The 24,023-nt window shown below is 59.9% G+C and carries 13 protein-coding genes and 1 pseudogene; 9 read left to right on the top strand and 5 right to left on the bottom strand.

Annotated features, from left to right (window positions below; genetic code table 11):
• Nucleotides 1-19: 19 nt before the first annotated feature.
• The 3 genes and pseudogenes from AC3A5O_RS19000 to AC3A5O_RS18990 all read right to left on the bottom strand — a co-directional run.
• A complete protein-coding gene (locus AC3A5O_RS19000; protein WP_487753554.1) occupies nucleotides 20-2,557 on the bottom strand; it encodes a Tc toxin subunit A in 2,538 nt (845 codons plus the stop codon).
• A gap of 522 nt (nucleotides 2,558-3,079) precedes the next feature.
• Nucleotides 3,080-3,784, bottom strand: a complete 705-nt coding sequence (locus AC3A5O_RS18995; RefSeq protein ID WP_409556042.1) for a methyl-accepting chemotaxis protein — start codon at nucleotides 3,782-3,784, stop codon at nucleotides 3,080-3,082.
• Nucleotides 3,785-3,985: 201 nt separating this feature from the next.
• Nucleotides 3,986-4,864 (bottom strand): annotated as a pseudogene (locus AC3A5O_RS18990) (methyl-accepting chemotaxis protein); the annotation flags it as partial.
• A gap of 347 nt (nucleotides 4,865-5,211) precedes the next feature.
• Between AC3A5O_RS18990 and pmrG the strand changes: the two are divergent.
• Nucleotides 5,212-5,883, top strand: coding sequence for a lipopolysaccharide core heptose(II)-phosphate phosphatase PmrG (pmrG, locus tag AC3A5O_RS18985; protein ID WP_436278755.1), 672 nt, complete (start codon nucleotides 5,212-5,214; stop codon nucleotides 5,881-5,883).
• A 24-nt stretch (nucleotides 5,884-5,907) separates the two neighbouring features.
• Nucleotides 5,908-6,768 carry a phosphatase PAP2 family protein gene (locus tag AC3A5O_RS18980; protein WP_305469618.1) on the top strand — a complete coding sequence of 287 codons (861 nt, stop codon included), beginning with the start codon at nucleotides 5,908-5,910 and terminating at the stop codon, nucleotides 6,766-6,768.
• Nucleotides 6,769-6,865: 97 nt separating this feature from the next.
• On the opposite strand, the gene katG is transcribed toward AC3A5O_RS18980, so the two are convergent.
• On the bottom strand, nucleotides 6,866-9,130 hold the full coding sequence (gene katG / locus AC3A5O_RS18975) for a catalase/peroxidase HPI (protein WP_305469620.1): 2,265 nt from the start codon (nucleotides 9,128-9,130) through the stop codon (nucleotides 6,866-6,868).
• Nucleotides 9,131-9,501: 371 nt separating this feature from the next.
• Between katG and AC3A5O_RS18970 the strand changes: the two genes are divergently transcribed.
• From AC3A5O_RS18970 to AC3A5O_RS18945, 6 genes are all read left to right on the top strand, one after another.
• Entirely contained in the window at nucleotides 9,502-10,140 is a 639-nt protein-coding gene (locus AC3A5O_RS18970; protein ID WP_487753553.1) for a hypothetical protein, read from the top strand.
• A 375-nt stretch (nucleotides 10,141-10,515) separates the two neighbouring features.
• Nucleotides 10,516-12,165: a ShlB/FhaC/HecB family hemolysin secretion/activation protein gene (locus AC3A5O_RS18965; RefSeq protein ID WP_487753552.1), complete on the top strand. Its 1,650-nt coding sequence runs from the start codon at nucleotides 10,516-10,518 to the stop codon at nucleotides 12,163-12,165.
• 24 nt (nucleotides 12,166-12,189) lie between these two features.
• The gene (locus AC3A5O_RS18960) at nucleotides 12,190-19,644 is read left to right on the top strand and encodes a two-partner secretion domain-containing protein (protein ID WP_487753551.1); all 7,455 of its coding nucleotides are present in this window, start codon (nucleotides 12,190-12,192) and stop codon (nucleotides 19,642-19,644) included.
• Between the two features lie 9 nt (nucleotides 19,645-19,653).
• Nucleotides 19,654-19,977: a DUF6572 domain-containing protein gene (locus AC3A5O_RS18955; protein ID WP_487753550.1), complete on the top strand. Its 324-nt coding sequence runs from the start codon at nucleotides 19,654-19,656 to the stop codon at nucleotides 19,975-19,977.
• A 146-nt stretch (nucleotides 19,978-20,123) separates the two neighbouring features.
• Complete coding sequence (locus tag AC3A5O_RS18950; protein WP_305469626.1) at nucleotides 20,124-20,567, top strand: hypothetical protein; 444 nt, start codon at nucleotides 20,124-20,126, stop codon at nucleotides 20,565-20,567.
• Between the two features lie 195 nt (nucleotides 20,568-20,762).
• Nucleotides 20,763-21,770 (top strand): tetratricopeptide repeat protein, encoded by a 1,008-nt coding sequence (locus AC3A5O_RS18945; protein ID WP_305482590.1) that lies wholly within the window; start codon nucleotides 20,763-20,765, stop codon nucleotides 21,768-21,770.
• A gap of 67 nt (nucleotides 21,771-21,837) precedes the next feature.
• Here the strand turns inward: AC3A5O_RS18945 and AC3A5O_RS18940 are convergent, their stop codons facing one another.
• Nucleotides 21,838-22,110, bottom strand: a complete 273-nt coding sequence (locus AC3A5O_RS18940; RefSeq protein WP_305469631.1) for a hypothetical protein — start codon at nucleotides 22,108-22,110, stop codon at nucleotides 21,838-21,840.
• 424 nt (nucleotides 22,111-22,534) lie between these two features.
• Here AC3A5O_RS18940 and AC3A5O_RS18935 point away from each other — a divergent pair, with 424 nt between their 5' ends.
• Complete coding sequence (locus tag AC3A5O_RS18935) at nucleotides 22,535-24,016, top strand: leucine-rich repeat domain-containing protein (RefSeq protein ID WP_487753549.1); 1,482 nt, start codon at nucleotides 22,535-22,537, stop codon at nucleotides 24,014-24,016.
• Nucleotides 24,017-24,023: the final 7 nt, after the last annotated feature.

Below are 24,023 nucleotides of genomic sequence, written 5' to 3'. Positions count from 1 at the left end.
TTTGAAATGGGGGCAGCCGTCAATGGCAGGCGGCGATCAGCGCTTCACCGACTATTTTCCAAGCCGATGCAGAGCTGGCGGTTTCCAGTTTGATCGCCTTGATCAGCAGGTTTGCCGACAGTCCCGTTTGCTGGCAGCACGCCTGACAGCGCATGATCCAATCCACTGCTTCCATTGAGTCTGCGCGTCTTGTGTCCAGTGACGCCGTCAGGGAACTCACCTCTTCGACGCTCCAATTCAACAGCTTGGCCAGCAGGCCATTGGTTGCTTTTTCCGACTGTTCCTGGTTGGCCACCTGCAGGTAATGCAACAGGTTGTCTTCCGACTGGGCCTGATGACGGGCGCAATGACTGAAGCATTCGAGCAGATACAGTGTGTGGGGCGTCAGGGTGGCGGATAGGCGCGGGGCCAGCCATGTCGGGTTTTCCATCAGGACCTTCAGCGTGCTGCTGCTCAGGTGCAAGCGCTGGCAAGCCTCGGCCGTGCGCAGTACCGTCGCCAGCAACGGGGGCATTGCACCCGGGGCGTGCTGGATGGCCGTGACGATCGCCCTTGCGTCGGTACCAGCCATTTGTAATACGCCAGGGACGTATTCGGCTGGCAGGTCCGCCATGTCATGCAGCAGGAGCTCCACCTGATGCGGATGATCTTGGGAGGCGTTGGTGTCTGCCTGGAATTTCGCCAAGCGTTTTTCCAGGTTTTGATTCAGCGGCCAGTCATTGTTGCTGACGTTGAACAGGCGACACCATTGCAACACGTCCCGATTGTTTTGCCTGAGCCAGTCAACGGCCCAATCCATGGCCATCAGGACATCAAGAATGTCCGACTCTGTGGAGTCGACGGTTTTCAGCTCCCCTTTCACCAATGCCTTGCAGAAATCCTCCCCGCCGAGTAACCGGGCCAACTCGGTGCATTCAAGAGGGGAGAGCCCGAACATCCGGGCGATACGGGCCTGGCGATACAGGGCCGAAACCGTGGGCAAATCATATTCCTGTGATGAGTATCGACTGGCCTGTTCCACCAGCAGCAACAGCGAATCTGGCGCAACGGGAAGGCCAAGGCCGGCGCTGAGGTAACTGAAGGTCTGCTCGTCCCTGGCGGTCAGGCTCCGCTTGGGGGCGTCCCACACAGGGCTTTTGAGCAGTTGGGTGCGATTGAACACCTGATCGAACAGCGACACCCGATCTGCGCAAGCGTGGGTGGGCATGTCGTGCAGGAACGCAGCGAATTCTTCAGCGGCGATACCATGGCGCCGGTTCAGGTACCGATAGACGCCCAGCGTGCGCAAGGTGTTGGCGCTAAGCGTTTCGACCCTTTCCGAGCGTTGGGCATTGAAGATCAACGTGTCCAGTTCGGCAACGGGAATACCGGTCCAGCGATGCAGGCGGATCATGCGTTGCAAACGGTCGAAACGTTCAGGAGAGTTGTTGGTGAAGACCCTCTGCTGCGCTTGGGTCTCGATCGCCAGGGCAGGGATAGCCCCGCCGCCATTGATGTAGCTGGCGCCGTAATGTGTCCGGGTGGAAAGGGGGCTGTTGATTGACGTTCGCGGCCTGCATTTGCCTTGCGCCAGTAGCTCCTCCACCTGTTCCGTCGTGAGCCCGGTGCGCTCCTTGAAGAACTCAAGCTCATCCAAGCGTAGGAGGTTCTCAGTGCCGTAGTTTGTTTTCAGTGTGCTGAGGTTGGCCTGCGAGGCGGTCGGTGCGATGAGCAGCGCCTGTTGTGCGGGGCTCAACCCGGACAGCAGTTTTTGCGCTTCTGCAGAATTGACGACTACTCCCCCGTAAAGATCCCGGTCCTTTGAAAAAGGCAGGTTCAGGCTAACCCGATAATTCAGTTCGCCCAGCGTCGGCTTGCCCGTGCCCAGCCCGAGGACACATTGGTGATGGTGCAGGTCGTAGGGCAGCGAGAAAGGGTAGTGTGCGCTGGCGAGTATCTGGTGAACGCTCCTGTTATCGCCGGTTTCGGCCAGGTGCGACTCGATATTATTGCGCAGGGTGTCGTTGATGATGTCGAGCATCGGACGGGTCAGGAATGTACTCTGTCGATCGAGCATCAGTGCCTTGAGGTCCGGGCGCCGTTGCGCCAAGGTGATTCTACCGGCGTGGGACGACCGGTTTTCCAGCTCCCCGGCAAACAGATACAACGCCCGCAGATACGCCACGGGCGAGTCGATTGCCGCGATATCACCCTCGTTGCAGAACTGCTCCCAATTTTCTTCGAACAGCGCCTGATAGCCGGTGGGCTCTGGCGTTGAGCCTATCGCCAGGCTGCGCTTGCTGCGTGGCTTGTTGGCGCCGGACGATACTCGATGCTCCTGATACAGGCGGCTGATTTGCCGGGCATGGCTCAAAGCGTTGTCGTAGGCCTGCTCACCGTCCGCGTCGGTATGCCTGGCGAGTGCCTGGGTGAACTGCGCCTTGCTCATGCGCGCGATGTCGAATACCGACGTCACGCCCATGCGTTGCAGGGCGGTTTTCAGATCGGCTTTTGTGGCGTCCCTACCGTCTGAGGAGCCAACGAGCCTGTGCAGCAGCGAGTCGTTGTTTACGTCCATGTGTTGCCATCTCCTGTGCGAACGGAATGTGCTTGTTCAAGCGAAAACCGTACAGGAGCGGGCAAAGAAAGGCGGTAGGACAGGGGGAGGGGGATTTGTACGAAAGAGCGATTCGTGGGTGGCGTCGATGCAAATCCTGTGGGAGCGGGCTTGCTCGCGAAGGCGTCGGATCAGCCAGCATTGAAGTTGACTGACCCACCGCCTTCGCGAGCAAGCCCGCTCCCACAGTGGTTTGTGCCTGGCGCGGAGTTGCAGGACACAGCAGACCCAGGGTGTGAGCGAGCTTGCTCGCGATAGCGGTGGGTCTGCTGGCATCGATGTTGGATGGGCTGCCGCCTTCGCGAGCAAGCCCGCTCCCACAGTGGTTTGTGCCTGGCGCGGAGTTGCGGGACACAGCAGACCCGGGGTGGGAGCGAGCTTGCTCGCGATAGCGGTGGGTCTGCTGGCATTGATGTTGGATGTGCCGCCGACTTCGCGAGCAAGCTCGCTCCCACAGTGGGTTGTGCAACATCGGGTCGGGTGTTAGACGCGGAAGTGGCTGACCATCATCTGCAACTGATTCCCCAGCCGCGCCAGTTCGACGCTGGAGGCGGCGGTTTCTTCGCTGGCAGCGGCGGTCTGTTCGGACACGTCGCGCACGTTGATGATGCTGCGGCTGATCTCCTCGGCCACGGCGCTTTGCTGCTCGGCGGCGGCCGCGATCTGCTGGTTCATCGACTGGATGTTCGACACCGTGCGGGTGATGTTTTCCAGTGACGCGCCGGCCTTGCGGGTCAGGGCCACGCTGCTGTCGGTAAGGTTGCGGCTGTTGTTCATCACGGCGGCCACTTGCTGGGTACCATTCTGCAGGCCAGCCACCAGGCCTTCGATTTCTTCGGTGGATTTCTGCGTGCGCTGGGCCAGGCCACGGACTTCGTCGGCCACCACGGCGAAACCACGCCCGGCTTCACCGGCCCGTGCCGCCTCGATCGCGGCGTTGAGCGCCAGCAGGTTGGTCTGCTCGGCCACGGCTTTGATCACGTCCATGACGCTGCCGATCTTGTCGCTTTCCTGTTGCAGCACGGTCATGGCGTCGGTGGAGCGCACCACTTCGCTGGCCAGGCGCTCGATCTGGGCAATGGCTTCGCTGACCACCTTGTCGCCGGCACGGGCTTCGCCGTCGGCGGCGGCCGCGGCCTGGGAGGCTTCTTCGGCGTTGCGCGCGACCTCCTGAACGGTGGCGGTCATCTCGTGCATGGCGGTCGCGACCTGATCGGTCTCGACTTTCTGGCTGTTGACCCCGGCGCTGGTTTGCTCGGTCACGGCGGACAGTTCTTCGGCGGCGCTGGCGATCTGAGTCACGCCATCGCGGATGCCGCTGATCAGGTCACGCAGGGTCACGCCCATGCGGGCGATGCCTTGTTGCAGCACGCCCAGTTCGTCACGGCGGGTGACGATGACGTTCTGCGACAGGTCGCCACCGGCAATGCGTTCGACCACGGCCAGGGTTTCGCGCAGCGGGCCGGTGATCTGGCGAGTGATGATCACGGCCGCGATGACGCCGACCAGCAGCGCCAACAGGGTGCTGACCAGTTGCAGGGTGCGTGCCTGGGCGCTTTCAGCGTCGCGGCGGTCGAGTTGGATCTGGTACAGCTGTTCGCTCAAGGCCACGATGGTTGCGCCCTGGTCGGTCATTTCCTTGCGGGCCTGGACCACATCGGCGGTGGCCACTTTGAAGGCCTGCACGGCGCTGCGGTATTGGGCCAGGGCATTTTCCAGCTGGCGCAGTTCATCCTGGCGGGTGCTGGAGAAATGTTCATTCAGCGGTTTGAGCGCAGCGATGGCGGCGTCCAGTTGGTCGATGGCCTTGCGCTCGGTGTCGGCGTTGCTGTTGGCGGTGTAGCCGCGCACTTCATAGCGGGCCAGCATGAAGGCCTGCTTGGCCTGGGTGATGACCTGGAACTGGGCGAAACGCTCATCGCTGAGGGCCATTTGCCGCACATCGGCGTCGAGAGCCTCGATCAGTTTGTAGGCGATCTCGGCGTTCGTGCCCATGACATCGCGGGCGCTGTTGCCCGTGCGGTAGGCGCTGCGCATTTTGTTCAAGGACACTTGATAGGCACTGATGACCGCGCTCTGCTCCTTGAGCAGCTTGACGTTGGCCGGGCTCTTGAAGCTGCTGAGCAGGGCGTTCTGTTGCGCCACGAAACCATCGAGGGTGGTCTGCACGTTTTGTGCGGCGGTCTCGTCACCGTTGGTCAGCATGTATTGCAGGCGCGTGACGCGCAGTTTGGTCAGGCTGGCGTTGAGCTGGGTAATGTCGCTCATCCAGTTGCTGCGGTCGATCAGCCCACCCAGGCTGGTCCAACTGGTCAGGGCCAGCAGGCAGGTCAGTACCAGCACCAGGCCGAAGCCCAGGCCCAATTTCATGTTGACGCTAATGTTGCCAAACCAGCTGTTCATCAAATTCCTCCAGGAACGTTGTGCTGCTTAATCGTCGGTACGCTGGAAGATTGTTGTTGTTAAGAGCCAGCAAGAGCATGTAACAGGGGGGTATCGGCGGTGAGCCATGGATCTGAAGCTTTTTTTCACATCGGTTTCACTGCCTACCTACGTCGGCCTCTCTACTGTCGCGCCATCGAATGACTGGGTGGATGCCGTCGGGGCGGCTTGATGTGGAACTGAGACTGAGCCTTTTCGGCCTGACGCGCTCGATCGATACGCGCCGATTTGCCCGTTATCAAAACGCCGTGGTCGTGCTGGCTTCAGCGCTGCTGGTGATCCCGTTGACCCTCTGGCTGCTCAGCCCGACGGCGGTGCCGGACCTGGCCCATGGCAACGTCGCCGGCGCCCGTGCCTTGGCCGCTGGCTGGGCCAAGGGCGAGATGATCGTGCTGGTGCGCCATGTCGAGCGCTGCGATCACTCCAAGGCCGCGTGCTTGAATGATCGCGAAGGCATCACCGACCGCGCCCGTGCCGTTGCGGTGGGCCTCGGTGCCCGTTTCGAACAACTGGGCCTGGACAACGTCGACCTCTACAACAGCCCGCTGGTGCGTGCGACCCAGACGGCGGGGTACATGTTCAGCAAGGTGAGCACTGGTGACGATTGGCTGTTCAATTGCCGACATGACCTGCTGCGCAATGCCCTGGCCCACAAGGTGGCGGGGCGCAACTTGATTCTGGTCACCCATAGCGAATGTATGCAGGCCATGGAAACCGCGCTCCAGCGTCCGACCTCGGCGTTTGGCTATGGCGCTTCGTTGTTCGTTTCCACCGCCCAACCACAAGCGCCACGGTTGCTCGGTTTTATCGAAGCCTCTGACTGGCGCTCGGTGATGTTTCAGTAATTTTCCTCACGATTAGGACCGCTCATGCTGACGTCTGCTCGCGCCCGTTTCTACGGGCTCAACCTCGGAATTCCGCTGGTCTGTGCTGCCGTGGTGTTCTTGCTGTTCGACATGACCCGCATCGACATCGCCATCAGCAATCTTTTTTACGACCCGTTGCACCAGGTCTTTCCGTTGGAGCACGTTCGGCTGTTCGAGCAAATCACCCACAAATGGGCGAGGATCATCCCGAACTGGACCGGCGAGGCGGCCATTATCGGGGCGCTGTTGTCGTTTTTCTGGCCGATCTTCAAACCGGAAAAACGCCCTGGACTGCTTCGCCTGCTGGATAAAGCCCGACTGAGCAAGCCGCTACGGTTTGCCCACAAGCACCGTCGTGATTTCCTCTACGTGGTTTTCGCCTTTTCCCTCAGCACCGGGGTGATCCATTACCTCAAGGGCCACACCAGCGTGTATTGCCCGGTGGAAACCACCCAATACGCCGGCAAGATCGAGCACAAGGAATGGTTCCAGAATTTCGATCTACTGAAGGTTGCCGGTGACGGTCGCTGCTGGCCCGGCGGTCATGCGTCCGGCGGCTTCACCATGCTGGCGCTGTATTTCGTCGCCCGCCGCTACCGCTGGCGTCATTCGAAAGCGTTGATGTATGGGGCGCTGGCCTTGGGGTTTGTCTACGGGACGACGCGGGTCCTGCAGGGCTGGCACTACATGTCCCACACGTTCTGGGCGGGGATTTTCGTCTGGTTGAGCTGTTGGCTGATGGCGTTGCTGTTTTATGGGCGAGCGGATTTGGAACAGCCTGTGTTGGGCAGCGCACTTCGTCAGTCTGAACGCCAGGCAAAAAAAAGCCCGCTGGGAGCGCGGGCTAAAACCTTAGTTTCTTGAATGAGCGAGGGGACTTTACCCAATCACGCGGGGGCGTGGGGTGAAGAAAAGTTCATGAGGCCGGCTCCTTGCACGACCTCATGCTCGCGGGTTCTTCTCACCTGAGATCAAACCGATCCAGGTTCATCACCTTGACCCAGGCCGCGATGAAGTCCTTGACGAACTGCTCCTGCGCATCCGGGCTGGCATAGACTTCGGCCAGGGCCCGTAGTTGCGCGTTGGAGCCGAAGACCAGGTCAACGCGAGTGCCGGTCCATTTGACCTGGCCGGTCTTGCGGTCGCGGGCTTCGAAGGTTTCCTGGGTGTCGGAAAGGGCTTTCCATTCCACGCCCATGTCGAGCAGGTTGACGAAAAAGTCGTTGCTCAATGTCCCGGGCCGTTGGGTAAAGACACCGTGCGCAGTGTGGCCGACGTTGATGTCCAGTACCCGCAGACCACCGAGTAGTGCCGTCATTTGCGGGGCGCTGAGGGTCAGCAGTTGGGCCTTGTCGATCAGCAGCGCCTCGGCGGACACGCGGTATCGGCCCTTGAGGTAGTTGCGAAAACCATCGGCGATGGGCTCGAGGAAACCGAACGACTCGACGTCCGTCTGCTCCTGGCTGGCGTCCATGCGTCCTGGTGCGAAGGGTACCGTCACGCTGAGCCCGGCATTTTTCGCGGCCTGTTCAATGCCGGCGCTGCCGGCCAGCACGATCAGGTCCGCCAGGGAGATTTTCTTGCCATCGGCTTGGGCGGCGTTGAACTCGTTCCGAACCTTGTCGAGGGTCGCCAGCACCTGGGCCAGTTGCTCGGGCTGGTTGGCCGGCCAATCCTTCTGCGGGGCCAGGCGCAGGCGGCCGCCGTTGGCTCCGCCGCGTTTGTCGGAACCACGGAAGGTGGAAGCCGCGGCCCACGCCGTCGACACCAGCTGTGAAACCGTAAGGCCCGAGGCCTGCAACTTGCCTTTGAGGGCGGCGACGTCGCTGTCGTTGACCAGCGGATGGTCGACCGCCGGGATAGGGTCTTGCCACAGCAGTTCTTCGTTGGGCAGCTCCGGGCCGAGGTAGCGTGAGAGCGGGCCCATGTCGCGATGGATCAGCTTGAACCAGGCGCGGGCAAAGGCGTCGGACAATTGCTCCGGGTTCTCCAGGAAACGCCGCGAGATTTTCTCGTAGATCGGGTCGAAGCGCAGCGCCAGGTCGGTGGTCAGCATCGTTGGATTGCGCCGTTTGGCCGGGTCATGGGCATCGGGGATGATGCCCGCGCCTGCGCCGTTTTTCGGCGTCCATTGGTGCGCGCCGGCCGGGCTCTTGGTCAGTTCCCACTCGAAGCCGAACAGGTTCTCCAGGTAGTTGTTGCTCCAGCGGGTGGGCGTGGTGGTCCAGGTGACCTCCAGGCCACTGGTGATGGTGTCGGCGCCCTTGCCGGTGCCGAAGGTGCTCTTCCAGCCCAGGCCTTGCAGCTCCAGGCCAGCGGCTTCGGGCTCGGCACCGACATTGTCCGCAGGCCCGGCGCCGTGGGTTTTGCCGAAGGCGTGGCCACCGGCAATCAGTGCCACGGTTTCTTCGTCGTTCATCGCCATGCGGGCGAAGGTTTCGCGTATATCCAGCCCGGCGGCGACCGGGTCCGGCTGGCCCTCGGGGCCTTCCGGGTTGACGTAGATCAGCCCCATCTGCACGGCGGCCAGCGGGTTCTCCAGGTTGCGTCCCTCGTCAGTGCGGCTTTCTTCGTTGCCAGGTTCGGCCACCAATTGGCCTTCGCCGGGCTCCTGCATGGCGGCTTTGTCGGGCTTGCCGTAGCGAACATCGCCCCCCAGCCATTTGTTTTCGGAACCCCAGTAGACGTCTTCATCCGGCTCCCAGACGTCGGCGCGACCACCGGAAAAACCGAAGGTCTTGAAGCCCATGGACTCCAGCGCAACGTTACCGGTGAGGACGATCAGGTCGGCCCAGGAAATGTTGCGGCCATACTTCTGCTTGATCGGCCACAGCAGCCGACGCGCCTTGTCGAGGCTGACGTTGTCGGGCCAGCTGTTGAGCGGTGCAAACCGCTGCTGGCCGGAACCCGCGCCACCGCGTCCGTCACCGGTGCGGTAGGTGCCTGCACTGTGCCAGGCCATGCGGACAAAGAGCGGCCCGTAGTGGCCGAAATCCGCCGGCCACCAGTCTTGCGAGTCGGTCATCAGCGCGTTCAGGTCTTGTTTCAAGGCCTGGAAGTCCAGGCGCTTGAACGCTTGCGCATAGTTGAAATCCTCGCCCATGGGGTCGGACAGCGAGGAGTGCTGGTGCAGGATCTTCAGATTCAGCTGGTTCGGCCACCAGTCGCGGTTCGTCGTGCCACCACCCGCGGCGTGATTGAACGGGCATTTCGATTCGTTTGCCATGAGAAGCTACCTTCGGTCGTATTCATCCAGCTATCCAGCCCGGCGGGGCTTCGAATAGCGACAGGCGAAATAAATGACACAGGGCGCAGGGCTCACAGTTCGCTCAACTGATCGTGTATGGCCACACGGCAACGCGCGACGGCGGTCTGATTGCCAGTACGGTGGCCCACGGCAAGCCCAGTACGGTTCTGAACGCTTCCTATCTCTTGTCAGGTTTCACGGGCCGGATTGCACCAGCCTGAATTCAGGCTAGTCCCCCTTTGCCAGATAGCTAATAGGCGCAGTATTAACGCTCGATAGGGATAATCTTTTATCGAGGCCAAGCGGCGAGGCAGATGATATGAACGGCACCTGCCGTGACGGACCCCATCATGAACAAATGCCCGCGCAGCACGGCCTTCCACGAAGCGGGGCATGCCCTGGCGTTCTGGTGGAACGGCCAACCGATAAAACGCATCACCGTGCGTACCAAGGTCGAAGCCTGCGCGGGGCCTCTGTTCGACCTGCGCGGTAACCCGCAATACGCAGAAGGGTTGGTCGAAGCGGACTACCTTGTCTCGCGCCCGGCCTTCGACGCCCCGGGAATCGCTGAATACCTGCCTTCGATGATCGATGCCATTGAGCGTGACTTGCTCCATTGCTTCGCGGGGCCAGTGGCCGAAGCGGTCTACCGGCACCGCAGGTCCGACCGGCTGATCAGGGGCAGCGGCCGGGGAGACCTGGATCGGGGGTACGAATTGATCAGCTTGCTGCCACCGCGCAAGCTGCTCGACGCCCAATCCCAGGCCATCGCGCGTTGCAGCCGGTTGATGCATCGTTACTGGCCTGCTGTGTGCGCGGTGGCGGACCTTCTGCAAGCGCACGGCAGGGTCGAAGGCAACCTCGTGACGGCGCTGTTGTGCGAGATCACCGGGGAGTCGCCCACTTGGCTTGGCAATAGAGTTAGAAGCCTTGATTCGCGATCGGGAAGCCGCGAAGGCGCCGGCCTGCTCGCAGGGCCACTTATCTAAGAAAACGATGAACCCGTGGCGAGGGAGCTTGCTCCCGCTGGGCTGCGCAGCGGCCCTACGATTTTGCGGTCGCTGCGCAACCGAGCGGGAGCAAGCTCCCTCGCCACGGATTTCCGACTGCCTAAGTGAGCTGCGTTGCTGACCTGCTCGGACCTTCCTGCGATGCCTTTTCATTGTGTTTGTCGACGCTGTCTGTGAGACATGTCTCTTTTTTACGTAGAAAATCTCCGCTCCCTTGAACCGAAGGCGATCTGCCGGGTCTGGTATCCGCGCATTGCTGTGTATGCCTGTTGTCATTTCTGTATCGAGGGATCGAACATGTCCGTATTTGCCTTAGGGACGAGGCTAGTCGTCGCGTCGCTGTGTTTTCTAGCGATGAACATTGCCGTCGCCGCGCCAACCCCAGGCGATACGGACCTGATCCGTGAGCGCCAGGACCGTCTGCTCGAAGAGCAGCGTCGGCGCCTTGAAGAACTCAAGGACCTGCCCGGCAAAGAAGCGAAACCGGCCCAGCCCACTGCACCTGTCGATACCCGTTGTTTCCCGATCAAGACCATCGAGCTCAAGGGCGCCGACGCCCTGTCCGAAAGCGAGCGCCAGCGCCTGCTCAAGCCCTTCCTCAACCAATGCCTGGGCGTGCCGCAGCTTAATCAGTTGCTCAAGGTCATCACCGACCACTACCTGGAAAAAGGCCTGGTCACCAGTCGCGCCTATTTGCCGCAACAGGACCTGTCCAGCGGTCACCTGCAAGTGCTGGTCGTCGAGGGGCGGCTGGAAGGCCTGAAAGGTGCCGAGAACAGCAAGTTGTCGGATCGTGAGTTGGCGATGACGTTTCCCGGCAAAACCGGCGATCTGCTCAACCTGCGGGAGATGGAGCAGATGGTCGATCAACTGAACCGATTGCCGTCCAACCGGGCGCAAATGGAGCTGACACCCGGGCAGAACATCGGTGGCAGCGAAGTGCGGGTCAATAACACCCCGCAGAAACCCTGGCGCGCCGGCCTGTCACGGCATAACGATGGGCAGAAAAGCACTGGCGAGCAGCAATGGGGCGCCTCCCTGGATTGGGACAGCCCCTTGGGCTTGGCCGACCAACTGGCCTTGCGCGGCGGCCACGATGCCGTCAGCGATCACCAGAAAACCTCGCGCAACGGCATGCTCTATTACAACCTGCCGTTTGGCTGGTGGAACCTGAGCTACACCTACAGCGAAAGCGAGTACCGGGCGCTGGGCCAGGCCAACGGTTTCAATTTCAAGCAGAGCGGCGACAGCCAGAACCATCAGGTGCGCCTGGAACGGGTGGTCCATCGCGATGCCATGAGCAAGACCTCCCTCAATACGGGCCTGGCGTACCTGCGCACCAACAACTTCATCGCAGACAGCAAGCTCGCTGAAAGCAGCAATCGCATCAGCGAGGCGCAGTTCGGCATCAACCATGGCCGGCGGATCGGCAATGCCTTCGTCAACCTCGACCTGGGCATGCAGCAAGGCATTGGCGCCTTCGACGCCCAAGGCGATGACGACCCTGGCCCCGGGTTGCCGGATGCCCGCTACCGCAAATACACCGCGACCCTCAGCTACCTGCAACCGTTCCAGATGTGGGGCGAGTCCTTCAGCTTCAGCAGCCTGATGACTGGCCAGCGCAGCGAGGATGCGTTGTTCGCCCCGCAGCGCATGAGCCTGGGCGGCCTATCGTCGATTCGCGGCTACAAAGACCAGACGCTGTCTGGCGACAGCGGCGGCTACTGGCGCAACGACCTGCGCTGGAGCCGCCCGGTGACACTGGAGTGGCTGCGCCCAGTGTTCGCCGAGTACGGCACCAGCCTCGGTTATGACCAGGGCGTGATTCGCGGCAATCGCTACAACGGCGACCAGCACGGGCGCATGTCGAGCAACTCGCTGGAGTTGTTCGCCCGCGGCGAGCACCTGAGCGCCAGCGTCACCTTCGCCCACTCCCTGGAACGCCCGGATGCCCTGACCGAGCGCGAAGCGCCGATCTACTTCCGCTTGGATGTATCCATCTAATTTCTGCTGCAACGAGACCTGATCATGGACGACCGCCAATACGCCTTCCTGGCCCGCCAGCCTTCTGCCACCCTGAAAACCCGCGACGCCTTCTGGGGCATGCCCAAGCGCGGCCTGGCATTCCTGTTGATCAACGTCATGTTCTGGCAGCCGCTGTGGGCCCAGGCGGGCGGCATCGTGGTCAGCGCGCCGGGCACCAGCCTTGGTCAGGCGGGCAACGGCGTACCCGTGGTCAACATCGCCAAGCCCAACGGCAGCGGTCTGTCCCATAACCAGTTCAAGGACTACAACGTCGGCAGCAACGGCGTGATCCTCAACAACGCCACCAATGCCGCCCAGTCCACGCAACTGGGCGGGATCATCCTCGGTAACCCGAATCTCAAGGGTACGGCCGCCAAGGTCATCCTCAACGAAGTCAACGGCGGCAACCCGAGCCAGTTGCGTGGCTACACCGAAGTGGCGGGGCAATCGGCCCACGTCATCGTCGCCAACCCCTACGGCATCACCTGCAATGGCTGCGGGTTTATCAACACCCCGAAGGCGACCCTGACCACGGGTAAGCCGATCATCGAAAACGGCCAGGTGAACCGCTATCAAGTGGATCAGGGCAGCGTTGCCATTGAAGGCGCGGGCCTTAACGCCAACAACGTCGACCGCTTCGAAATCATCACCCGCAGCGCCAAGATCAACGCCGAGATTCAGGCCAAGAACCTGACCATCGTCGCCGGGCGCAACGACGTTAACGCCAATACCCTCGACGCCACCGCCCGCGCCGATGACGGCAGCGCCAAGCCTGAACTGGCCATCGACTCCTCGGCGCTGGGCGGCATGTACGCCGGCGCCATCAAGCTGGTGGGGACTGAAGCTGGGGTTGGGGTGAAGCTGGACGGCAAGATGGTCGCCAGTGGTGGGGATATTCAGCTGGATGCCAATGGTCATTTGAGCCTGGCACAAACCACGGCAGCAGGCGCCGTCGAGATCAAGGCTCAAAGCCTGGACGCCCAAGGGACGATCTATGCCGGCAGCCATGTTCAGGCGACGACCAAGGGCGCTCTCAACAACCAGCGCGCCATCGCTGCGCGCGAGAAGGTCACGCTGACCACCGACGGCCAGCTCAACAACCTCGGCATCATCGAAGCAGGCGTCAACGTTGATAACACCCGCAACCAGATTGGCGATGTCGTGCTGACTGCGGCGAATATCGACAATCGTGGGAAGAACGTGATCGCCAGTCGCGACCTGAAAGCCACGACCACGCAGACCCTCGACAATCGCGGCGGCACTTTTTCCGCCGGCAAAACCCTGACGCTCGACAGCAAGGACATCGACAACCGCGCCGGCACGCTGGTCAGTCAAGGCAGCATTCAAGCGCTGGCCACTGGGGCGTTGGATAACCGTGATAAAGGGATCATCGCCAGCGACGGCGTGCAGACCCTGGTCGCCGAGACGCTAAAGAACAGCGCAGGCGTTATCAGCAGCAACAACCTTTTGAAGCTCGAAGCGAAGACCCTGGATAACCGCGGCGGCAAGATTGCGTCCGACGCCGCGCTGACCCTTGGGGGCGGTAGCGCTGAAAACAGCGGCGGACAAATCACCAGCCAGGGCGATCTCGTCGCCACGCTGAAAAGCTTCAACCAACAGGACGGAAAGTTGGTCAGTCAGGGGAAACTGACCCTGACCGCAGACCGCATCAACAACAGCGACAACGGCTACATCGCCTCGGTCAAGGCGATGAGCCTGACCGCTCACCAGCAACTGCTCAATAACGGCGAGGCGATCATCAGCACCGAGCAGGGGCTGACGATCAGCGGCGCAGGTCTCGATAACACCAGAGGCAGCTTGCTCAGCCAAGGTGACCTGAAGGTCGATATCACTGGTGATTTCGTCAACCAGGATGGCAGCACCATCACCCAGGCTGGGAACGTGGATGTCGAGGCGAGCAGTCTCGATAACCGTGGGGGTGTCCTGGCCAGTGTCGGTGGTTGGCTGAAAGCCACGCTGGACACGGTGTTGGATAACGGCGAGTCGCTCACGTCCGCCGACGAGGCCGGGTTGATCCAGGCGCAGTCCGTCGATCTCGATGCGAAACAGGCGCTGCGCAACAATGGTGGGCAGGTCTCGGCCTTGTCCGGGGCCGTTGAGCTCACCACGACCACGCTCGAAAACCGCGATGGCGCAGTGCTCGCCAAACAGACACTGACAGTACTCGCGCAGGACTTGGACAACCGCGACGGGCGCGCAGCGGCAAACGCCATTGATTTCGGTTTGACCGGGACGCTGAACAACCAGCGCGGTCTGGTGGAAGGTTCCAACGGCCTGCTGATCCGTGCTGCGTCGGTTGATAACCAGGGCGGCAAGTTGCGCTCGGTGGGCAAGCTGGGGACCGCGACGCTAACGGTTGATCAACTGCTGGACAACCAGGGCGGCGTCATTGAAGCGGCTACCCAGGACCTGTCCTTGCAGATGGCAGGCTTCAAGAATGCTGGCGGCACTGTTCGTCATGTGGGCGCCGGTGCTTTGGGTGTGGACCTCGCCAGGTTCAGCAACATCGGCGGCAGCCTGATGACCTCAGGCACCCTGGCCGTCGACGCCGCACGTTGGGATAACAGCTCGAATATCCAAGCCAATGTCCTGAACCTGAAGGTGGGCCAGCTCAATCAGACCAGCAGCGGCAAGTTGGTCGCGGTGCAAAGCCTGCTGGCCACGGGCGGCAACTGGAACAACGCGGGCACCATCAGCAGCGACGTTGATTTGGATCTGAAGCTGACTGGCGCTTATGTCGGCACTGAAAACAGCCGCGTCAGCAGCCTCAATAAATTCGATTTGAGCGCCGCCAGCCTCGATCTCTCCAGCGGCTCGCGCCTGGCTGGCGGTGGCGCTACCACCGTCAGCAGTCTGGGTGCGTTGAACAATGCCGGACGGATCACCGGCGGCGGCAAGTTCTCCCTGGCCGCCACGAGCCTGGTCAATACGGGCACGCTGGGTGGCGCCGACAGCGTCGAACTGGTTGCCAACGAGGCCCGTAACGATCGCGGCCTGATCTTCAGCGGCGCGGACATGGCCCTGCGTTTCAATCGCTTCACCAACTATCGCGCGGACGTCTACAGCCTGGGGGCACTGAATGCCGCGGCACGAGATGGCGTCGCTCGCAGCGTGCTGCTGGAGAACATCTCCGGCACCTTAGAGTCGGCAAAGGACATGTCGCTGCGCAGCGACACGCTGATCAATCGCAAGGACGTCTTTTCCACCACTGATGAGCTGGTGTCGGGTTCCATCAGTGTCAAGTGTTATGACTGCAGTGGTGACCACCACAACGTCGACTATGTGGCCAGGGAAACCTACCAAAGCGCAGTGCTTGAAGACTCGGCCAGCGCCACGCTGATGAGTGGGGCGAAGCTGACCGTTGATGGCTCTGCGGTGACCAACCAATACAGCGTGATGGCCTCGGCCGCCGACCTGTTGATTACAGCGGACAACTTCGCCAACGTTGGCGCTGCTTCCGGCACCAGTGTCAGAACGCGGACCTGGAATACGGGGCGTGTCACTGATGGAACCGACGAGCGTTTTCGCGACAGGGTCATCGTCCCCTACAACGCCCAGGCCAACCCGAAACAAGTGCCCGTCGATGCGCTCAACAACTTCCGTCAGGTGGGTGATATCACGATCGTGACGCCGGGGGAGTCGCTGGCACCGGCGGTCGTTCAATCAGGCGGCAACATCAGCATCCAGGCTACGCAACGCCTGGAGAACAGCAGCATCGTGCAGTTCCAGGCGCCGCTGGCGGGTGCAGCGAAGTCAGCGGCCACCGATGTGGCCAACGCTGCACAGCCAGCGGTCGTGGTGCTCAACCCGCAGTTGCCACCTGATCTGGCCCAACAACAAGTCAACCCGACCACCATGCCCGGGTTCACCTTGCCGACTGGCGAGAATGGCTTGTTCCGTGTCGTCGACAGCGCGGCCGCAGCGCAAGACAGCCGCGACCAGAGCCGGGCCACTGTCCAGGGTTCGGACGCCAGCCGGGTCATCACCGGCCCCAAATACCTGATTGAAACCAACCCCGCGCTGACCGACCTCAGGCAGTTCATGAGCTCGGACTACTTGCTGGATAACCTGGGTTATGACCCCGATACCAGCTGGAAGCGCCTGGGCGATGGTTTGTACGAACAACGCCTGATCCAACAGGCGGTGCTGGCCCGCACTGGGCAGCGTTTCATTGCCGGACAGACCAGCGACGAAGGCATGTTCAAGTACCTGATGAACAATGCCATCGCCAGCAAGGAACAACTGAACCTAGCCCTTGGCGTGACCCTGACTTCGCAACAAGTCGCCGCGCTGACCCACGACATCGTCTGGATGGAAGACCAGGTCGTCAATGGCCAACATGTCCTGGTGCCGGTGCTTTACCTGGCACAGGCCAACAACCGGCTGATGGCCGATGGCGCGTTGATCCAGGGCAAGAACCTCACCCTGATTGCGGGCACCGACCTGAAGAACACTGGGACGCTGCGTGCCAGCGAGAACCTCTCGGCGGCGGCCGGGAACAACCTGATCAACACGCGCCTGGCCGAGGCTGGCGAGCGGCTCAAGTTGGTCGCGGGCAAAGACCTGGTCAACATGCAGGGCGGCATCCTCAAGGGCAAGGACGTCGATCTGTCGACCTTGACCGGCGACATCCGCAACGACCGGACCATTACCACCCTCGAGAACAGCGGCAAAGGTTTCAGTTCGAAAACCTCCGTTGTCGACAACGCCGCGCGCATCGAGGCCGGTAACAACCTCACCATGCGTGCAGCGGGCGATTTGCTCAACGTGGGCGGCGCGATCACTGCGGGCAACAACGCGGACTTGAGTGCGGGCAAAGACGTCGTCATCTCCGCGGCTCGCGAAGAAAGCGGCTCGATGCGTCAGGACAAACGCCACTTCTGGGAGCAGAGCCAGACTGTTCAGCACGCCAGTGAAGTCAAGGCGGGCGGCAACCTGAACGTCACCGCCGGCAACAACCTGACCGTAGTCGCCAGCCATCTCCAAGCCAAAGGCGATATCAATCTGAGCGGTAACGATGTCGCCCTGATCTCGGCGGCGAACGAGAACTCCAGCGAGTACCGCTACAAGCGCAGCGGCAAGAAGATCAACAAGGAAGAAGACCATGTCTCGCAGCAGGCGACCACCCTCGATGCCGGGGGGGATGTAAGGGTTGCTGCGCGCAATGATCTGTTGATGGTCGCGAGCAAGATCGCGGCGGGTAACGAGGCGTATCTGGTGGCGGGTAAGCAGCTGAGTCTGCTGGCTGAGCAGAATCGTGATTACTCGCTGTATGACATGAAGAAGAAGGGCAGCTGGGGCAGTAAAGCCGCACGGCGCGATGAGGTGACGCAACTCACCCATATCGGAAGCGAGATCAGCACCGGGGGCGACCTGATGTTGGTCAGCGGTGGCGATCAGACCTACCAAGTGGCGAAGCTGCAAAGCGGCAACGACCTGATCATCGACAGCGGTGGACGCATCACCTTCGAAGGGGTCAAGGACTTCCACGACGAGAGCCATACCAAGAGCAAAAGCGACCTGGCCTGGTACAAGATGAAAGGCGAGGGACGGACTGACGAAACCTTGCGCCAGAGCGCTCTGGTTGCCCAAGGAAAGTTGGTGATCAAGGCCGTCGATGGGCTGCGCATCGATGTCAAACAAGTGGATCAGCAGAGCGTCAGCCAAACCATCGATGCGATGGTAAAGGCTGAGCCGGACCTGGCCTGGATGAAAGAGGCCCAGGCGCGTGGCGACATTGACTGGCGCCAGGTGAAGGAAATCCACGACAGCTTCGAGTATGACAACTCCGGTCTGGGAGCCGGGGCCAAGATCGCCATCGCGATTTTGATGTCGTTCATCATGGGGCCGGCAGGTTTTGGACTATCGGGCACCAATCTTGCGGTCGCCACCAGCCTGAGCACCACGGCGGTCACCAGCACCATTGAGAACAAAGGCAACCTGGGACGTGCGTTGAAGGAAACAGTCAGCGCTGATAGCTTGAAAAGTGCGGCCATTGCCGGTTTTACCGCCTATGCATTCCAATACGCGGACAAAGAATGGTTTACCAGTGCCGACAGCGCCAGCACTACCACGCAAGGCGTCGAGTCGTCGGCGGGTTCAGCGGGTTCAGCGGGTTCGGCATCGAGCGCCAGTAATTCCTCCAAGGATATCTTCCGTTGGAGTAACGCGACTGACACGGCAATCCGCACAACTGGGCGAGCGGTGATCTCCAGCAGTATCTCCACCGCGATCGGTGGTGGCAGCTTCGGCAGCAACTTCAATGCAGCCCTGCTGGGAGAGGCCGGCAATGTCGCGATGGCGACTGGCTTCAACTGGGTGGGCGATACCATCAAGTTCCCCGATGGCGGCCCACAGAAAATTGTTGCCCACGCGATCATGGGTGGTTTGCTGGCTGAGCTGACAGGAAGTGATTTCAAGACCGGCGCGGTCGCTGCCGGTTTGAACGAAGCGCTGATCCCTGGCATGGCCAAGGTGGCGGGTGAAAACAAAGATCTGCAGCTGATGCTGTCGCAGCTAACAGGTTTATTGGCGGCAGCTGCGGTCGATGGAGATCTGAATACAGGCTCGAAGATCGCCGAGAAAGCGACTGCCTTTAACTACCTGTTCCATGCCGAACTGGTCGAAAGAGAACAGAAGCTCAATACGTGCGCCTCCCCGGCGGATTGCCAATCCGTCAGGGACTATTACAACAACCTTGATACGACTCGGAACAAAGAGTTCGGACAGTACTGCCGGAATAACCCGGCGAGCTGTTTGCAAGTGACGAAGCAGTTGGTGGATGAGATTCCAGCCAATGAGAAATTGCTGCATGACGGCAGAAGCGCCGGGCTCGATCGTTCGGCAGCGCTTTGGGAAATTACTCGAAGTAACGAGCGGGCCATCAATACCGGCATCATCGAGAAGACGCGTACCGATAAAGGCGATGGTGCTGCCTTTCTGACGGAGCTTGCTGCGGATGGATTGAGCCAGGACCGGGGGCTGTTCTCGTCGACGGCTGGGGGTAAGGGTGGTACAACCGGGGTTAAGGTTGGGGTTGTGGGGAGTGATGGTGCAAAAGGAGCAGGTGCCTCGGCGGGTGTAAGTTCCTCAAATGGTACAGTCAGCCAGTTAGCTAAAAATAAGGCTGCTGGAGAGGCGTTTGAAGCAAAAACGATGGACAAGCTTCAAGAAACTCAAACTGGAGTTGTACAGCAGGTGACCGTTAAAACTCAAAGCGGCACAAGAACCAGAGTTGATTTAATGGGTAAGGATGCGGATGGAAATATTGTTTGCACAGAGTGTAAAGCTTCGCCATCCGCCCCTCTAACCAAAAACCAAAAAATAGCTTTTCCTGAAATTAAAGAGTCGGGAGCAGTTGTAGTAGGTAAAGGGAAACCTGGGTTCCCAGGAGGCACCCAGATTCCACCTACGACAGTGAATGTGGTAAGGCCCTAAGGAGGGTGTATGTCAATTGAACAAGCTGATGTTGTCGATGCCATTGGTGTTGATAAAGAAACGGGAGGAGTTGTTTTAACTATCAGTGATCATTTGGAGTGGAGCAATGAGCATTTATTGCTACTCCAAGAAAAAATCAATTTGTATATTGGCTTTGTTGAGGCGGGAGATCTGGTAGCGGTTTATCCTGACGCGAAAGGTCGTCAGGTTTCTATAAATGTCGTCTTTAAGTACCCTCCGGATGTAAGGGGGAAGAATTTTTTAGATAGGGTCGGTCCTATTGTGGAGCAGGCGGGAATAAGATTTTCTTTTCAGATTTCTAAAATGAATTGACGATACAAGCACCGAAAAGGGGAGTTTTTTTGCGACGTACAGAGGGAGCAGACTTATTTGCTTTGATTTGCTTTGCTTGGTTTGCAAATAAATCTGTCCCTTTTCTCTCTGAGTCAGAGATAAAAACGTGCCTTGGAGGGCCATTGATGCGACACGATGTTGTTTTACGCTTTGTAGCGATGATTCTGTTCTGCTTCACACTGACGGGCTGCATTCATTACGAACATAAAAGCGCAGAAGGAAAACCCTGGGACGAAGTCGCGACAATTCGGCAGTTCGACAAGCATTTGTCGATAGACAAGATCGATGACGATACGTCGCTATATTGGCTAGCCCGCCAAACCGAGTATCGACTCGGCGCAGGAAGGCATAAACTTTCCGTTAAGTACGCTATTGGAACCGAATACTCACGTCCAATTGAAATGACCGTGGATTTGGTCGGTGGCCGTACCTATGGGCTGTATGGCATTTCTTCTATGAAATGGTGGTATTACGAAGTTCGTGATGTCGATACAGGGCGTTCCGCGAAAGTTATAGAGCCGGCTGTCACAACGACACCTTCTGAATCAGCCGGGCAGGCGGTCCAATAATTTCATTGTGGCGAGTGGATTTATCCCCGCTCGGCTGCGCAGCAGCCCCAAATCAGGCAACTCAAGCAAAAAAGGAACAGATTTATTTTCTAAACGCAGAGAGAGCGGACTTGTTGGTTTTGCTCGGTTTATAAATAAATCTGTCCCCATTTTTGTTGTCCCCATTTTTGTTACGCATACGGACACAGGTAGAGCATGCCCAGAAATATCATATTGATCGGTCTGATGATCGCCCTTGGCGGTTGCCAGAGCATGAAAGACGTGGGGAAGAGCACCGTCGAGTACATCAAGGAGTCCCGCACCACGCCGAGGGAGCGTTACCTCGCAGAGTTGGGCAATCCCTTTGTGCCGCTTGGCACCTTCGACGACGCGCTGGATGGCAGCCAAGGCAAGGCGTGTCGCGACGCGACCCGTAGTCGAACTGTATCACCGGCCGACTTGCAACTCGTCATGGCCGCCAGCGAAGGTGGTAATCCAACTTGCCAGCATGCACTCGGTACGTTCTACGAGAGCGGCAACGGCGTGAGTCGGAACAGTGCCAGGGCTCGGGCGCTCTACCTGCAAGCGGCGCCAGTCGATCCATACGCCTATGTGGAACTCGGACGCATGGCGCGGGACGGGATTGATGAGCCGGTCGACTCGGTGAAAGCCCGCGATTATTACCGCCGCGCGGGCATAGGTGGTGCGGTGGGGTTGGGTGGGCTGATGGAACAGGGCAAGGGCGGTGCACAGGATGTGTCGGGTGCTTTGAATCTGTACCTCGATGCTACCCAAAAATATGGCGACCCCGCTTGGAAGGCAATGCGACCGCTGTTGGCCAGAGGGTTGGAACTCGATGCTGAACGGGTGCACAAATATAATCGAGTATGGACTGAGGGGCTTCTACGCATTGTGCGTTTCGAGTTGTGGCGCTCATATGAACTCAGGCAGCTCAATTACGCCGGTCAGACATGGACGGTCAATGTGCTTTTTCGGTTCTCGGCAGGGAGCCAAAAACCTAAGGTTTACTTGGCCAAGAGTTGTGGCGATCCAGGGCTTGATACCGCCGTGGTGTCTGCGTTGCACCTCCTGACCATGAAAGATCCCTACATGGTTCCAGCGGGTCAGGAAACGTTCGACTTCGTGGCACCGGTCGTCCTGTCCCCGAGGGCGAACGGGGCTAACGGCTCGGTCAGTCACTTCAAGACGGCTTCGGTGCAGTAAACGCAAGACATCATTCTTGGCCGAGCATATAAGCGAAACGTGCGACCCAAAGGTCGCCCGCTTTCATTTATTCAACCGACTGCGCCCGCAATCGTCTGCCAATCACATCCATCACATCACACCCATCGCGCAGCGCTATCGTCAGCATTTTGCAAAAATCGGAAAGCACCAGCGTGTCGGAACTGATCTCCGAGCGGAACGCGATATTTTCCAGCAGTTGGGTCACGGTGCGGATGCGGTAATCGGCAGTTTCGAAGAGGGCATCAAGCGGGGCTTCGGTGTCGATCAGCAGGGTAGCGGGGACGCAGTCGATGCCAGTGATGGGCATGTATCGGTTCATCGGTAGGACCTCATTCAGTTGAAAGGAGCTACCTCGTTGCCGGGTCGCCAAACCCGAGTCGCCGTTAGGGCGACGAGGAACTATAGGCCGCCCCGCTCAAGCGCTACAAGACACCACTTTCCGAGCTTCATGTAGGAGCTTTGGCCTTCCAGCGGCGGTATTTCCCTACATTTGGTTTACAGCTATCAACGGGTTCGAATTAGCCGTCCATTCGGTACATCGTCATGCTAGAGAGAACTGTGGCGAGGGAGATTGCTCCCGCTCGGTTGCGCAGCGACCGCAAAATCGTGGGGCCGCTTCGCAGCCCAGCGGGAGCAAGCTCCCTCGCCACAGGGCTAGCCCTGACAGCCTCTTCAGTAAGACTCCTTTTTATGCTTCCCTAACGATCATATCCCCTTCAATCCCTTTCGCAGACTCCTAGACCGTGCCAACCCCCAACCGCAACGCTCTGATCGCCCAGCTCGCCGCCAACCCCGATGACACCACCACGCGTGCTTCGCTCTATCGCGATCTGCTCGATACCGGGGAGGCATCACTGGAAGGTTTGCGCGTCGCGGCGGGCCTGTGCGATCCGGCGGCTAAGGTGGTGGTGGCGCAACTGAACACCACGGCCCATACAAATCGCCCCGGGCCTTTGCTGTCGCAACTGCGTGGCTTGCCGGTAGACCATCTGGAGCTGAACAACGCCGAGCCGCAGTGGTGTGACGCCCTGGCCGGGCTTCCCTTGCGCAGGTTGGTGCTCAACAGCCCGAGGTTTATTTGTGGGCCGGAAACGTGGCAGCGTTTACCCGCCAATGCCCTCGAAACCTTGGAAGTCAGTAATTTCTCCCGCGACGATAACGCCAACTGCCTCCCCTCGCTGGAACGCTTGCGCCGGCTGAAATTGCAAACCTACGGCGAGGACTTCGATGACAGTTTTCTCCGTCAACTGAGCGACAGCCCATTGCAGGAATTGTCGTTGAACCGTTGCGATGAGATGACCGACGACGGCCTTCGTGCACTGTCACGCCTCAAGCTGCGCTCCCTGACCTTGCAACGCGTGGGCGAGCTGACGTCTGGTGGCATGGTGCACTTGGCAAGTCATCCCCTCGAACAGTTGTCCCTCAGTGGCAGCGGCGCGATCCTCGACGATCCTTCCTGGTTTCGCGACCTGACGGGGTTGCGCTCGTTGAGTCTGGATGATTGTTATGCAAGCGAGAGCGTGTTGCAGGCGATTCGGGATCTGCCCCTGGAAAAGCTATCGCTGCACTCTGCGTTCATCTGCGAAGACGATCTTGAAGTACTGGAGGGAATGCCGCTCGCGGAGCTGGACCTCAAGTGTCTACGGCAAGTGATCGAGCGGCTCGATGTGTTGCACGAGTTTCCGCTCAAGCGATTGGGGCTCTCCGATGTGCAAGGTGTCTGCGCCAGTACGTTGAGCGATCTGCGCGGGTTGCAGTTGGAGTCCCTGGACCTGTCCTTGAACGACATCACGTGGAAGGAGCTGAAACAACTGGCTGGCCTGCCGTTGAAGCGGCTCAATCTGAGTTTTTGCCAGGGCGTCGACGGTAAGGTTTTGCGCAAGCTCACCGAGTTGGGATTGCCGTTGGAGCAACTTGAAATAAGCGGCCTGAACCTGCGCGATGCCGATCTGGCTTGTTTGCGGGACTTGCCCCTGCAGCGCCTGGGTTTGTATGACAGCCCTTGGCTGACTGACGCCGGGGTGGCCCATCTTGCGCGTATGCCGCTGCGGGACCTGACGCTTGGGGCTGATCCAGGAGAGTCGCGTATCACATCGGCCGTGGTGCCGGTGTTGGAGCAACTGCCGCTGCAAACACTGTGGTTGCCCAACTGCGCCGGGATCGATGTAGACGGTTGGGATCGCTTGGCCAGGTTGCCAGCCCACGTGACAGGTCCGGGAATCTGACGCGCTG

Source organism: Pseudomonas sp. Soil_N_39, from assembly GCF_057655955.1.
This window is presented reverse-complemented; position numbering and strand designations above follow the sequence as displayed.